The organism is Frondihabitans sp. 762G35, assembly GCF_002074055.1.
Lineage (GTDB): Bacteria > Actinomycetota > Actinomycetes > Actinomycetales > Microbacteriaceae > Frondihabitans.
In genome coordinates this window covers 824,327-837,876 of record NZ_CP014619.1, presented here as the reverse complement: position 1 = coordinate 837,876, position 13,550 = coordinate 824,327, and the positions used below count along the sequence as shown (strand labels likewise).

The window sequence follows — 13,550 nt, the reverse complement described above, 5'->3', positions numbered from 1 at the left end:
ACCGGCGGTGACGACGGAGGTCACGCGGTCCTCGTGCCGGTCGGGTTCACGGGCGCCGGCTCCGGCTCCGGCTCGACCGTCTTCTTCAGGCTGAAGCGCTTCTGACGCGGGTCGAACGCGTCGCGGAGGCCGTCGCCGACGAAGTTGACGCAGAGCGCCAGCAGGACGATGAACGTGGCGGGCCACCAGAACAGCCACGGCCGCGTCTGGAACGCCGACTGGTTCGCACTGATGAGCAGACCGAGCGACGAGTCGGGCGACTTGATGCCGTAGCCGAGGTAGCTGATCGCCGTCTCGAGCAGGATGGCCGAGGCGATCAGGAGCGTCGAGCTCACGATGATCACGCCGATGGCGTTGGGCAGGATGTGGCGGAAGATGATCCGCGAGTCGGAGGCGCCGGCGACCCGGGCCGCCTCGACGAACTCCCGCTCGCGCAGCGACAGGAACTCGGCGCGCACCAGTCGGGCGATGACCATCCACGACACCAGGCCCAGCAGGACGGCCAGGCCGAACGCGCCGAAGCCGACCGAGCTCGTGGAGCGACCGACGATCGCGCCGACGACGAGGGCCGGGATGACGATGAAGACGTCGGTGATGCGCATCAGGACGGCGTCGATCCAGCCGCGGTAGTAGCCGGCGAGGGCGCCGACGACGATGCCGAGGATCGTCGCGACGAGACCGATGACGATCATGACGAGCACGGAGTTCTGGATCCCACGCATGGTCAGGGCGAAGTAGTCCTTGCCGATGCTGTTCTGGCCGAACGGGTGCTCGCCGAGCTGGAAGCCCTGCCCGCCGAGGAACTTCGGCACGAGGGAGAGCGTCGGCGCTCCGCCCTTGAGGAGGGGGTTGAGGCTCGTGTAGTTGTACTTCCACCAGCCCGGAATGGGGCCGAGGCCGATCGCGCTGATCGAGAAGACGATCACGATGACGTAGACGATGATCGCGACCACGGCGAGGCGGTTGGCGAGGAAGCGCTTGAGGACGATCTGCCCCTGGCTCTCGCCGCGGTGCTCGTCGAGGTCGCCGGCCGCCTGGACGCCGTCGGGGATCTGGGGTTCGAGCGGGTTGCCCTGGATGGTGCTCATCGCAAGACCTCTCGGTTCATGGCCGCCGAGCGACCCGTCGTCAGGGGAGGGTGCGAGCGGCTCATCGGACGCGCACCCGGGGGTCGAGCGCCGCGTAGGCGAGGTCGGCCAGGAAGTTGAAGGCGATGGCGGTGATCGCGATCACGAGGAAGTAGCCCATGATCGGGTTCACGTCGGTGCGCTGCAGACCGCTGTTGAAGAGCGCGCCCATGCCGCTGATCGCGAAGACCGTCTCGGTGATGACGGCACCACCCAGCAGCGCTCCGATGTCGGTCGCGATGAGCGTGGCGATCGGGATGAGCATGTTGCGGAACGCGTGGCGGACGATGACGGTGCGCTCCGGCAGGCCCTTGGCCCGCGCCGTGCGCACGTAGTCCTGGTCGAGGACCTCGAGCATGCCGGACCGCGAGTAGCGGGTGTAGCCCGCGAAACTGATCAGCAGCAGGCTGATGGTCGGCAGCAGGAGGTGCGTGTAGGTGTCGATGCCCGTGATCCAGACGTCGCCGCCGAGCGACGGGGTCTGGGATCCGACGGTCGCGATCGGTCGGCCGCCGATGAGGGCGACGTAGTTGTCCCACGACTGCACGAAGCGGTCGAGCAGGACGACGCCCGCGCTGAGGAACGCGGTGAGGCCGCCGATCCGCATCATCAGGCCGCGGTCGTAGCCGCCCACGAAGTAGCCGCTGATGAGCCCGACCGCGACCGTGACGATGGCGAGGGTCAACAGGGTCCCGACGGAGGAGATGTTGAAGAGCCCCTGGAGCGCGAAGTAGGCGATGATCGCGATGAGGACGTTGATCGCCGCCGTCAGGATGGCCCGGCGATTGTGGATGCCGGCCAGCAGCGACACGATGCCGAAGCCGATCGCCGCGGTGAAGAGGATGACGAACACCGGCCCCAGCTGCGGGTGGGTGAACCAATCCGCCGCGGAGAGGAGCCCCAGGATCAGCGCGCTCAGGATGCCCGTGGCGAAGAACGCGACGAGGCGACGCCGCAGCGGTCCCCCGACCGCGAGCTGCACGAGGACGCCGAGCACCACGCCGACGACTATCAGCGTGCTCAACGGGATGTGGGGATCCGCCAGGAAGCTGTTGTACCCGAGGGCCACGAACGACTTGAGCAGCACGGCCATGAGGAAGGACGGCAGCGAGAAGAGGAAGAAGCTGAACAGCGTGATCGTGTAGTCGAAGCCGCTGTAGACGCGCAGGGCGGTCACGATGCCGAGCGCGATGCCGAGCACGATGGCCAGGATGAAGGCGAGGGTCACGAGCTGGAGAGTCGAGACCATGGCGCTCGGCAGGAGCACCGTGACGGGCTGGTTCGCGAACGTCGTGCCGAGGTCGCAGCCGCCGCCGACGGGGACGACGCACTTGGCGACGCCGCCGAGCCAGAGGACCCAGCGGAGCGGGGGGATCACGTCGAGGTGCTGCTGGGCGATGCGCGCTTCGATGAGCGCCTGCCGGTTCGGGGAGTTGCTTCCTTGCAAGTCCTGAAGCGGGTTGCCGGAGTTCGCGGCGAGGACGTACATGATGAACGACGCCGCGAGGAGAACGAGGATCGAGACGAGAATTCGCCTGACGATGAAACTGACCATAAGGGGGAACTTGACCTTTGCGATGCGAGACGCGCTAGGGACGAAACCGACGGAAGAGCAGGACGAGGTTACTACGGACTCAGAGTTCGGGCGTCGGGCCCACAAGAGGAACCCGACGCCCGGACTGTTGAGTTGTCTAGCTGACGGCGCCCGGATGGATCATCCGGCGACCGGTGTTACTTGGTCCAGTCCCAGATGTTCCAGACGATTCCCGTCTGTCCACCGAAGTACTTGATCCCCTTGACCGTGCTGTTGCTGGCGAAGAGGCCGGGCAGCTGGAACAGGGGCAGACCGTATGCGTCCGCGAAGACCTGCTTGTCGATGTCGATCTTCTGCGTCTTCAGGGTGTCGGCGTCGAGGGTCGTCTGCGTCTTCACCGCGAGGGCGCTCGTCGTCGGGTCGGCGAACTTGTTGTAGTTGCCGGGGTTGCCCGTCTGGAACAGCTGCGGGAGCGCGGCGTTACCGGCACCCGGGTTGATCCACCCGAAGATCGAGGCGTCGTAGTTGCCACCGGACAGGAGCGAGCTCCAGTCGGGCGAGCCGCCGTCGACGACCTTGAAGCCGGCCTTCGCCGCCGAGGCCTGGATGGCCTGGAAGGTGTCGACGCGGTTCGGGTTCTGGGTGTTGTAGAGGATCTTGACCGTCGGGGTCGCGCCCTTCAGGAGAGCCTTGGCCCCGGCGATGTCGACCTTGCTGTAGGTGCTCGAACCGTTGCCGGCGATCGAGTCCGTGTAGCCGTCCTGGCCGGGCAGGAAGACCTGCGAGTCGAGGACCTTGGCGTTCGAGTTGATCGGGGTGACGATCGCGTCGAGGATCTGCTGGCGCGGGATGGTCAGCAGGAACGCCTTGCGGGTGTTCTCGTCCTTGAACACGTTCGCCCCGAAGTTGAGGTCGAGGTGGTCGTAGGCGACCTGGTCGCCCTGCTCGAGGGTCGTGCCGGTGAGGGCCTTGAGCGACTTCACCGTGTCGGCGGAGGCCTGCGGCTGGATCGCGTCGACCTCGTTGTTCTGGAGGGCCGTGACCTGGGCGTTGGCGTCACCGATGAAGCGCATGACGAGCTTGCCGATCTTCACCTTGTGCGAGCCCTGGTACTCCGGGTTCGGCGCGAAGGTCATCGACTGCTTCGGGGTCCAGGACGTGACCTGGAGCGGGCCGCCGGAGACGAGGAGGCTCTTGTCGGTGGGGAGCGACGTGGCGTCGTAGCCCGTGTTGACGAACTTGGAGGCCTTCACGAGGGTCTCGTTCGGAGCGGCCGGGTTGGCGGCGTCGCCCTTCGCGGTGTCCATGAACGCCTTCGTCAGGTCGGAGGTCGAGACGCCGGCCTTCTTCGCGACGACGTGCGCCGGGAAGCCGATCGGGTTGACGAGCTGCCAGTCGACGTAGGGGGTGTCGTACGTGAAGGTGATGCTGCGGTTACTGTCGCCGACCGTGGGCTTGTCCGTCATGAAGGTCGTGCCACCGGCGGTCGCGAAGTACTGCGTGCCCTTGGTGACGTCGCCCGCGTCGTTGGTCGTCTCGGAGTCGTAGTACGTCGAGGCGATCGCCCAGCCGAGGACGAGGTCGTCGGCCGTCATCGCCGTGCCGTCGGACCACTTCTGACCCGACTTGAGGGTGTACTTCACCTTCAGCGGGTTGTCGCTGAGCTTCTCGTAGGTACCGAGATCGGTGTTGGGGACGATGTTGTACTTGTCGTCGAGGGTGAAGAACTGAGGCTGCGTCATGTACGCGACCTCGCCGTTCGTGTCCAGGTTGCCCTGGGGCGTGTTGCTGTTGAACGAGGTGACCTCGTTCACCTGAGCAATCGTGACGGTGCCGCCCGCCTTGGCGGTCTCCGTTCCGGTGCTGCCTGACGTCGTGCACGCTGCGAGACCGAACGTCGCGACTGCCGCGAGGGCAATGGCGCCGACGAGCGGACGCATCCGCTTACCAGTGATTTTCACTGAATGTTCCTCCTGATGGAATGTGACGCACAGCGGTGCAGCGCAGAGGCACGGCGATCCGCTCTGGATAAGAAGACCATAAGTAAACCGCTGGCAAACGCCAAACCGCGGGGGAAAGCGTTACGTCTTGGAAACACGCAGGGCGCATATCTTGCGGCGCGAGTCACATTTGTGCGGCGATCAGCGTCTCCACGCAAGAATCCGGCGGATTCCGCGGTCGAGAGCCGTACCATCCGGTTGCGTCCACGCCTCCGCGATCTGCGATCATGGCCCGAACAGGAGGATCGATGTCCGCTCTACCGCTCGCCGAACCGCTCCCCGCGGGAGTGACGCCGCGGCGACTCCGGGCGGAGATCCTCATCGTCCTCGGTCTCTCCCTCGGGGCGAGTGCGGTGTATTCCGTGGTCCAGCTCCTCGACCTCCTCACGCGCCCCACCGCCCTCGGCAGTCAGCAGGCGACGCTCAACACCTCCCTGGCCAGCCGCGAGCTGTTCGATCTCCTCTACCAGATCCTCCAGAACGGGTTCGACCTCGTCCCCGTGGCCCTCGTGGCCTACCTCCTCTGGCGGCCCGCCCGCCCTCACCTGTCCCGCCTCGGCGTCGACTTCACCCGCACGGGGCGCGATGCCCTCGGCGGAGCGGGGCTCGCCCTGGCCATCGGGATCCCCGGCCTCGGCCTCTACTTCGCCGGTCGGGCGCTCGGCATCAGCGTCGACGTCGTGCCGACGAACCTCGCGGCGCACTGGTGGACCGTGCCGGTCCTCCTGCTGTCCGCCTTCCGATCGGGCGTCACGGAGGAGGTCATCGTCGTCGCCTACCTCTTCGCCCGACTCCGCGACCTGGGCTGGAAGACGTGGCCGATCATCCTGTCCGCGGCGCTGCTGCGGGGCACCTACCACCTCTACCAGGGTTTCGGCGCGTTCATCGGCAACGCCGTGATGGGCGTCGTCTTCGGCTGGCTCTACACCCGGTACGGCAGGATCCTGCCGCTCGTCATCGCGCACTTCCTCATGGACGCCGCCGTGTTCGTCGGCTACCCGTGGGCGTCGCACGCGTTCCCGGCGCTGTTCGGGATGCACTGACCTCGGGACTCGCCGACCTTCATACGATTCACCCAGGCGCACCGAGCCCGCGCGGGTCGTACTCTCGGAGCATGAGCATCCCAGCGGTGGGCGACATCGCCCCGGACTTCAGCCTCCCGGGCATCCGGATCGTCGACGGGGTCGTGGAACGGCGCTCGTTCTGCCTCTCCGCCCAACACGGATCCCCCGTCGTGCTGGCGTTCTACCCCGGCGACGAGACGAGCGTGTGCACGGCGCAGCTGTGCGAGTACCAGTCCGAGCTGGCCGGCTTCGAGACCCTCGGCGCGACCGTCTGGGGCATCAGCAAGCAGGGCCTCGACAGCCACGAGCGATTCGCGCGCAAGGAGGGGCTGTCGTTCCCGCTGCTGGCGGACGAGCACGGCCTCGCCGTGAAGCGGTACGGCGTGGGGCTTCCCGGACTGGGGCTGCGGCGCTCGGTCTTCGTGGTCGACGCGTCGGGCATCCTGCGCTGGAAGCACGTCGCCGTCGTCGGGGCCCGTTTCCAGAGCGCATCGGTGCTGCAGGAGGCTCTGGCCGGCGTGCTGGCCTAGGTGCGGCGTCGCGCGTCCCGGCTGTCGCGCCCGCGCCGCCCGCCCCGCCCGCCCTGCCCCGCCCCGCCGCGCGACACTCCACAACACGCCGCTCACTTTCCCCGAAAAGCGCCAAACGTGGAGCCTCGCCCTACCCAAGTCGCACCCCGCCGGGCCGCCCCGGCGACCCTCCACAACACGCCGCTCACTTTCCCCGAAAAGCGCCAAACGTGGAGCCTCGCCGAACCCACGTCGCGCCCGCACGCGGCGAGACTCCACAACACGCCGCTCACGAACGAACGTGAGCGGCGTGTTGTGGAGTCTGGCGCAGGCGGACGACCCGCGGCGACTAGGCGAACGCCTCCACGGGCGGGCAGGCGCAGAAGAGGTTGCGGTCGCCGTAGGCCTGGTCGATCCGGCGGACCGGCGGCCAGTACTTGGAACGGACGAGGGTCCGCACCGGGTAGACGGCCTCCTCGCGGGAGTAGGCGGCTTTCCACTCCCCCGCGATGACCGACTCCGCCGTGTGCGGAGCCCCGCGGAGCGGTGACTCGTCGGCGGACCACTCGCCGGCACCGACCCGGTCGGCCTCGGCGCGGACGGCGATCATCGCGTCGACGAACCGGTCGATCTCGGCGAGGTCTTCGCTCTCTGTCGGCTCGACCATGAGGGTTCCCGCGACGGGGAACGACATCGTCGGCGCGTGGAAGCCGTAGTCGATGAGTCGCTTGGCGACGTCGTCGACGGTGACCCCGGTGGCGTCGCGGAGAGGACGGAGGTCGAGGATGCACTCGTGAGCCACGAGCCCACCCTCGCCCGCGTAGAGGACCGGGTAGTGGTCGCGCAGCCGCACGGCCACGTAGTTCGCCGCGAGGACTGCCGCCCCGGTCGCCTCGGTCAGCCCCTGCGAGCCCATCATGCGCACGTAGGCCCACGAGATCGGCAGGATGCTCGGGGACCCGTACGGCGCGGCCGACACCGGCACGCCCGAGTGCGCGAGCCGCTGGCCGTCGCCCGCGACGGGAGCCCCGGTGCGTCGGTCGTGCTGCTGCGCCATCGGGTGGCCGGGGAGGAACGGGGCGAGGTGCGCCTTCGCCGCGACGGGACCCACGCCCGGGCCGCCGCCGCCGTGAGGGATGCAGAACGTCTTGTGCAGATTGAGGTGCGACACGTCGCCCCCGAATTCGCCGAAGCGCGCGTAGCCGAGCAGCGCGTTGAGGTTCGCTCCGTCGACGTAGACCTGGCCGCCCGCCTCGTGGACGGCGGCCGTGATGTCGCGGATGTCGTGCTCGTAGACGCCGTGGGTCGAGGGGTAGGTGATCATGAGCGCCGCGAGGTCGTCGGCGTGGAGGGCGATCTTCGCCCGGAGGTCGTCGACGTCGACGTTGCCCTGCTCGTCGCAGGCCACGACCACCACGGACAGCCCGGCGAGGACCGCGCTGGCCGCGTTCGTCCCGTGAGCCGACTGCGGGATGAGGCAGACCGTGCGCCGGTCGTCGCCGTTCGCGAGGTGGTAGCCGCGGATCGCGAGCAGGCCCGCGAGCTCACCCTGGCTGCCGGCGTTCGGTTGGAGCGAGACGGTGTCATAGCCGGTCACCTCGGCGAGCCAGGCCTCGAGCTGGCCGATCAGCTCGAGGTAGCCGGCGACGTCGTCGGCGGGCGCGAACGGGTGGACGTTCGCGAACTCCGGCCAGGTCACGGCGGCCATCTCGGTCGCCGCGTTGAGCTTCATCGTGCAGCTGCCGAGCGGGATCATGCCGCGGTCGAGAGCGTAATCCTTGTCGGCGAGGTGCTTGAGGTAGCGCATCATGCTGGTCTCGCTGCGGTGGGTGCGGAAGACAGGGTGCGTGAGGTAGTCGCTGGTGCGGAGCCGCGACTCGGGAAGCGGCGAGGGCGAGCCCGTGGGCACCTCGAAGCCGAGGAGGTCGCCGAGCACGGCGAGGTCGTCGCGCGTCGTCGTCTCGTCGGTGGAGATCGACACGGTGTGGTCGTCGACCTGCAGGAGGAGGTACCCGCGGTGGTGCGCGCGGAGCACGATCTCGGCGGCGCGGCCCTCGACCCTTAGGGTGACCGTGTCGAAGAACTCGTCGCTGCCCGTCTCGATGCCGGCGGCCGCGGCACCTGCCGCGAGGTCGACCGCGTGCTGGTGGGCGCGCGACGCGATGTGCTTGAGGCCCCAGGGCCCGTGGTAGACCGCGTACATCGACGCCATGACGGCCAGGAGCACCTGCGCCGTGCAGATGTTCGACGTCGCCTTCTCGCGGCGGATGTGCTGCTCGCGGGTCTGCAGGCTGAGGCGGTAGGCCGGGTTGCCCACGGCGTCCTGGGAGACGCCGACGAGGCGGCCCGGGAGCTGCCGCTCGAGGCCGGTGCGCACGACCATGTAGCCGGCGTGCGGACCGCCGAAGCCCATGGGCACGCCGAATCGCTGGCTCGTGCCCACCGCGACGTCGGCCCCGAACTCGCCGGGCGCCTCGAGGAGGGTCAGCGCGAGGAGGTCGGCCGCGACGATCGCGAGCCCGCCCCGGAGGTGCACGCTCTCGACGACGGCTGCGGGGTTCCAGACCCGGCCGGAGGCGCCGGGGTACTGCACGAAGACCCCGAACGCGTCGGGCAGGTCGTCGGTGGACGTCTCGGCCAGGGGCAGCTCAACGAGGTCGATGCCGACCGCGGCCGCGCGACCGGCGAGGAGGGCGCGCGTCTGCGGCAGGGCGTCGGAGTCGACGACGAACGTGTTCGTCTTCGCCTTGGAAGCACGGCGAGCCAGGAGCATGCCCTCGACGACGGCGGTCGCCTCGTCGAGCATGGACGCGTTCGCCGTGGTGAGGCCGGTGAGCTCGGAGACCATCGTCTGGAAGTTGATCAGAGCCTCGAGGCGACCCTGCGAGATCTCGGGCTGGTAGGGCGTGTAGGCCGTGTACCAGCTCGGGTTCTCGAGGACGTTCCGCTGGATGACGGCGGGCGTCACCGTGCCGTAGTAGCCCAGCCCGAGGAACGACCGGTTGACGCGGTTGCGCGACGCGAGCGTGCGGAGCTCGGCCAGGGCCTCCTGCTCGCCGATCGGCTCCGGCAGGATGCTCGACTCGAGCACCTGCGCGCGGATGCTGTCGGGCACGGCGGCGCGCACCAGGGAGTCGACGCTGTCGTGCCCGAGGGCGGCGAGCATGGTCGCCTGGTCGGCCGGCGTCGTGCCGATGTGACGGTCGACGAAGCCCTCGGCGGCGGTCCCCTCGATGAGCCCGCTCATTCGGCGGTCAGAGCGACGTAGGCGTCGCGGTCGAGGAAGTCGGGGAGATCGCCCGCGAGGGTGATCTTGATGAGCCAGCCGTCGTCGAAGGGCGACGCGTTGACGAGGTCGGGGCTGTCGACGACGGCCTCGTTGATCTCGAGGACGGTGCCGAGGACCGGGGCGAAGAGCTCGCCGACGGACTTCGTCGACTCGATCTCGCCGACGACCTTGCCGGCCTCGAGGTCGGAGCCGACCGCGGGAAGGTCGACGTAGACGACGTCGCCGAGCTTGTCGGCCGCGTAGTCGGTGATACCGACGGTGGCGGTGTCGCCGTCGATGAGGAGCCACTCGTGCTCGGACGTGTATTTCAGGGAGGTGAGGTCGGCCATGGGTACGCCTTTCAGGAGCGCTTGTAGAAGGGGAGCGCGACGACGGTCGCGGGGATCGGGGTGCCTCGGACGTCGACGGCGAGCGTCGCACCGGCCTCGGAGTGACGGGGATCGACGTACGCCATGGCCACGGGTGACCGAGCGTCGGCGACAGGGCGCCGCTCGTCACGACGCCCACGACGACCGACGCGTCGCCGTCGGCGGTGACGACCGGGTAGCCCGCGCGCGCCGCCCGGCGCCCTCGAGGGCGAGCCCGACGAGGACGGGGGCTCCGGGCGCGGGGTCGACGTTGTCGCGACCGGCGAAGGACGCTTTCGTGCTGTCGACGACGCGGCCGAGGCCTGCCTGCGCGGGCCGCGTGTCGAGGCCGAGCTCGTGGCCGTAGAGCGGCATCCCCGCCTCGAGGCGGAGGGTGTCGCGACTCGCGAGCCCCGCGGGGACGACGCCGCGCGGGCCCCCGCCTCGGCGAGAGCGCGCCACAGGTCGGGGGCGACGTCGGGTGCCAGGTAGAGCTCGAAGCCGTCCTCGCCGGTGTAGCCCGTCCGCGCGATGAGGACGGGGGCGTCGTCGAAGGTGCCCTGGAGGACGCGGTAGTAGCGGAGCTCGGCCAGCGGGGAGTCGGGGGCCAGCCGGTCGGAGGTGATCAACTCGTCGAGGACGCCGGCCGCCTCGGGACCCTGGATGGCGATGAGGGCCGTGTCGTCGCTCTCGTCGTCGACCGTCACGTCGAAACCGTGGGCGCGCTGGGCGAGGAGATCGAAGGCGGCCTGGCGGTTGCCCGCGTTCGCGACGACGAGGAAGTCGTGCTCGTCGAGCCGGTAGACGACGAGGTCGTCGACGATCCCGCCCTCCTCGGCGAGCAGGAGCGAGTACTTGGCCCGACCGACGGCGATCGTGGAGAGCGTGCCCGCGAGCGCGTGGTCGAGGAACGCCCCGGCCTCCGGGCCGACGACGGCGATCTCGGCCATGTGCGACAGGTCGAAGAGGCCGGCAGCGGTGCGGACGGCGTGGTGCTCCTGCAGGTCGGAGCTGTAGCGCACCGGCATCTGCCACCCGGCGAAGTCGGTGAAGCTGGCCCCGGCCGCCACGTGCACGTCGTGCAGGGGACTGAAGCGAGGCTCGGGCCCTCCTCGACGGGAGGGACGAAATCGTCGGACATTCAGGACTCCAGGAGCTCGGCACGCGCTAGAACAGGAATCCCCCTCTGTCATGAGCCTGAGAGCTTCGTCGGCGCGAGCGCCGACTTTCACCGTGGGCGAGGCGCGACGGAAGCGACCTGCTTTTCAGAGTGGCCAACACGGCGCGGTACGTCTACCTGAGAGATTGGCGGGGAGCTTGCTCCTTCGGTGGCAGACCCGGTGGGGTCGTACGCTCTCCCGCGCTGTGTTCGTGGCCCGATGTTCGATTGTGGTGTCAGCTTAGCCGGACGACCGGCCTCTCACGGGTCGGACTTCGGAGCTGTGGAGAAGTCGGCGTCAGAAGTTGGGGATCGATGACGGGTCGATCTTGCCCGGCGCTGCCGGGGCCTGCTGGCTCTGCCCCTCGGCCTGCGCCTGCTCCATCTGCTCGATCATCCGTCGCACGTCGGCGGACAGCTGCTGGACGCCCTGGGGAAGCATCTCGAACCCCTCCGAGTGGCCGGGGTTCACGACGAGACCGGTGTCTTCCGGGATGGCCTGGACCAGCTCGGCGGCCGGGATCTCGACGGCGTACTTGGCGAACTCGCCCACCTGCTCGGGGATGCGGTCGATGTGCGTGAAGGTCGCGAGCATCGGGGTGCCCTCGCGGTCGAAGAGAACCGGCTGCAGCTCGTTCATGTCGGTGACGACCTCGGTCGCCGTCGGGACGATGATGATCGCGTTGACGAACTGCGCGAGAACGTCGTTCATGTCGCTGTCACCGGCCTGCCCCGAGGCGATGGCCTGCTCCAGGGGCGTGGCGTCGCGGTCGGGTGCGGTCTGCTGGGCGGGGCCCGTGTCTTCGGCGGAAGTCATCAGGCCACCTTGCCCGCTCAACCTCCACGCCCGCTCAATCGCGCGCGGCGTGTCCGTGTGAAACCCGCGATCGCGAGTGCTCGGAGGAGACGCCCACCTTCGCCTGCTCGACTGGAGCCCAGGGCTCGACGACGCGCCGCCTTCCCCCACCGAGAGGACCGCCGTGACCCTCCTCCGCGAAAGCCTCGCCCTGCCCCTCGCCCTTCTCGCGATCGCCGTGCCCGCCACCTGGATCGTCGTGTCGCCCGCGGCCGCCTTCGTCCTGCTCGCGCTCACGCTCCTCGAGATCGCGATGGCGGCCGACTCGTCGGTCCCGATGGCGGGGATCGCGTCGCGCATCGCGCATCCGGCGAAGAAGGTGTTCCTGTCGATCGGTCTGGTGGCGGGCGTGATCGGGATGCGGCTCCTGCTGCCTCCCGCGGCCGTCGCGGTGACGCAGACGGCGAGCCCCGGCGAGGCGGCCGCGGAGGCGGTCTTCGAGCCCGCGACGTTCGCGGACCACCTCGCGACGGCCCGGCCCGGCCTCGCCGCATTCGGGGCCGTGTTCATCTGGCTCGTCTTCTCCGAGTACCTCTTCAACACCGATCGCGCCGCCCGCCGGCCGTGGCTCGGCCGGCTGGAGGCGGTCCTGGCGCGGGTTCGGGCGCCGAGGGTCGCGGCGTTCGCGGTCGCGCTCGTCGGGGCGGGTGTCGTGACGACCCTGACGGCTCCTGCGGACCGCGTCGTCGTCGCCGTCGGGAGCGCGGTCGGCGGCGTGGTCTACCTGACGGTGAAGGCCGTGGCCGCGTGGGCGAAGCGCGACGGGGAAGCTCCGTGGCGACTGCACGCGCACGCGGCCACCGTCGTCTTCGAGCGCGGGCTGACCGTCTTCCTCCTCTTCGAGATCCTCGACGGCGTGTACAGCCTGTCGTCCTCGCAGGATGCGGGGCTCGGCGCCCTCGAGGCGGCGGCCGTCGCCGGGCTCGGCGTGGGGATCGGGGCCGTGTTCCTCGCGCGGCTGACGGCCCGCGTCGACGCGGAGAGCGGACTCAAGCGCCTCCGTCATCTGCGGGCCGGAGCGGCGTACGTGCTGGGTGTCCTCGCCGTCCTGCTCTGGGCGAGCCTCGTCGTGCCCATCCCGGGCGCCGTCGCGGGCTGGTTCGGCAGCGTCATCATCGGCGCGGCCCTGCTGTCGTCGCTCCCCCGGGTCAGGACTCTCGTTCGAGACGGGCGTCCAGCACGCGGGAGAGCGCCCGGGCCCGGTTCTGCCGCGTGACGAAGAACCAGAACGCCGCCGCCGCGAGCACGAGGACACCCGCGAAGACGACGATCAGGAGCCACGCCGGCGGGTCGGTCTGGACGACACCGGCGTCGGCACCGCCCGCCTGCGTCACGGCGACGATGCCGAGCACCACGCCTCCCAGCGAGACGAACAGGACGGCGAGCATGATCGCCGCTCCGAGCAGGTAACGATCGGCGGCGCTCCGCAGGAGGTCGAGCTTCGGCGACCGGACGCCCCCGTAGCGCGGCCAGACGACGACGAGCGCGGTCGCGAGCGGACCGAGGAAGAGCCCGAGGAGGAACCACGTCCACCGCGACCGGTTCTTCTGCTCGGCGAGACCCGCCGTGGCGAGGGCGAGCCCCAGCCAGAGCAGCCCCCAGGGGTAGTCGTTCGCCGAGAGGTAGATCGTCACGGAGCGACCCTAGCGCCCCGAGGGAACGGGT

At 69.5% G+C, this 13,550-nt stretch carries 10 protein-coding genes, 1 pseudogene and 2 riboswitches; of the genes and pseudogenes, 3 read left to right on the top strand and 8 right to left on the bottom strand.

The features are described 5' to 3' along the window. Nucleotides 1-20: 20 nt before the first annotated feature. From AS850_RS04210 to AS850_RS04200, 3 genes are all read right to left on the bottom strand, one after another. Nucleotides 21-1,088: an ABC transporter permease gene (locus tag AS850_RS04210; protein ID WP_119867999.1), complete on the bottom strand. Its 1,068-nt coding sequence runs from the start codon at nucleotides 1,086-1,088 to the stop codon at nucleotides 21-23. Nucleotides 1,089-1,149: 61 nt separating this feature from the next. Then, nucleotides 1,150-2,682, bottom strand: coding sequence for an ABC transporter permease (locus AS850_RS04205; protein ID WP_119867998.1), 1,533 nt, complete (start codon nucleotides 2,680-2,682; stop codon nucleotides 1,150-1,152). A 176-nt stretch (nucleotides 2,683-2,858) separates the two neighbouring features. Beyond that, nucleotides 2,859-4,622, bottom strand: coding sequence for an ABC transporter family substrate-binding protein (locus tag AS850_RS04200; RefSeq protein ID WP_119867997.1), 1,764 nt, complete (start codon nucleotides 4,620-4,622; stop codon nucleotides 2,859-2,861). A 287-nt stretch (nucleotides 4,623-4,909) separates the two neighbouring features. Here AS850_RS04200 and AS850_RS04195 point away from each other — a divergent pair, with 287 nt between their 5' ends. Together AS850_RS04195 and AS850_RS04190 are read left to right on the top strand one after the other, a co-directional pair. Beyond that, nucleotides 4,910-5,704 carry a CPBP family intramembrane glutamic endopeptidase gene (locus AS850_RS04195; RefSeq protein WP_119867996.1) on the top strand — a complete coding sequence of 265 codons (795 nt, stop codon included), beginning with the start codon at nucleotides 4,910-4,912 and terminating at the stop codon, nucleotides 5,702-5,704. 71 nt (nucleotides 5,705-5,775) lie between these two features. After that, entirely contained in the window at nucleotides 5,776-6,255 is a 480-nt protein-coding gene (locus AS850_RS04190) for a peroxiredoxin (RefSeq protein ID WP_119867995.1), read from the top strand. Nucleotides 6,256-6,583: 328 nt separating this feature from the next. On the opposite strand, the gene gcvP is transcribed toward AS850_RS04190, so the two are convergent. The 4 genes and pseudogenes from gcvP to AS850_RS04170 all read right to left on the bottom strand — a co-directional run bounded on the left by gcvP (nucleotide 6,584) and on the right by AS850_RS04170 (nucleotide 11,846). After that, nucleotides 6,584-9,481 carry an aminomethyl-transferring glycine dehydrogenase gene (gene gcvP / locus AS850_RS04185; RefSeq protein ID WP_119867994.1) on the bottom strand — a complete coding sequence of 966 codons (2,898 nt, stop codon included), beginning with the start codon at nucleotides 9,479-9,481 and terminating at the stop codon, nucleotides 6,584-6,586. Next, nucleotides 9,478-9,852, bottom strand: a complete 375-nt coding sequence (gene gcvH / locus AS850_RS04180) for a glycine cleavage system protein GcvH (protein WP_119867993.1) — start codon at nucleotides 9,850-9,852, stop codon at nucleotides 9,478-9,480. The genes gcvP and gcvH overlap by 4 nt, the downstream gene beginning before the upstream one ends. Before the next feature lie 11 nt (nucleotides 9,853-9,863). Continuing rightward, nucleotides 9,864-11,015, bottom strand: a pseudogene (gene gcvT, locus AS850_RS04175) (glycine cleavage system aminomethyltransferase GcvT). A gap of 34 nt (nucleotides 11,016-11,049) precedes the next feature. Beyond that, nucleotides 11,050-11,144: riboswitch (glycine riboswitch) on the bottom strand. A 1-nt stretch (nucleotide 11,145) separates the two neighbouring features. Continuing rightward, nucleotides 11,146-11,241, bottom strand: a riboswitch (glycine riboswitch). Between the two features lie 86 nt (nucleotides 11,242-11,327). After that, a complete protein-coding gene (locus AS850_RS04170) occupies nucleotides 11,328-11,846 on the bottom strand; it encodes an SseB family protein (protein WP_119867992.1) in 519 nt (172 codons plus the stop codon). A 163-nt stretch (nucleotides 11,847-12,009) separates the two neighbouring features. Between AS850_RS04170 and AS850_RS04165 the strand changes: the two genes are divergently transcribed. Next, nucleotides 12,010-13,101 carry a DUF475 domain-containing protein gene (locus AS850_RS04165; protein WP_119867991.1) on the top strand — a complete coding sequence of 364 codons (1,092 nt, stop codon included), beginning with the start codon at nucleotides 12,010-12,012 and terminating at the stop codon, nucleotides 13,099-13,101. On the opposite strand, the gene AS850_RS16660 is transcribed toward AS850_RS04165, so the two are convergent. Beyond that, nucleotides 13,034-13,519 (bottom strand): hypothetical protein, encoded by a 486-nt coding sequence (locus AS850_RS16660; protein WP_216819853.1) that lies wholly within the window; start codon nucleotides 13,517-13,519, stop codon nucleotides 13,034-13,036. The genes AS850_RS04165 and AS850_RS16660 overlap by 68 nt on opposite strands. Between the last annotated feature and the right edge of the window lie 31 nt (nucleotides 13,520-13,550).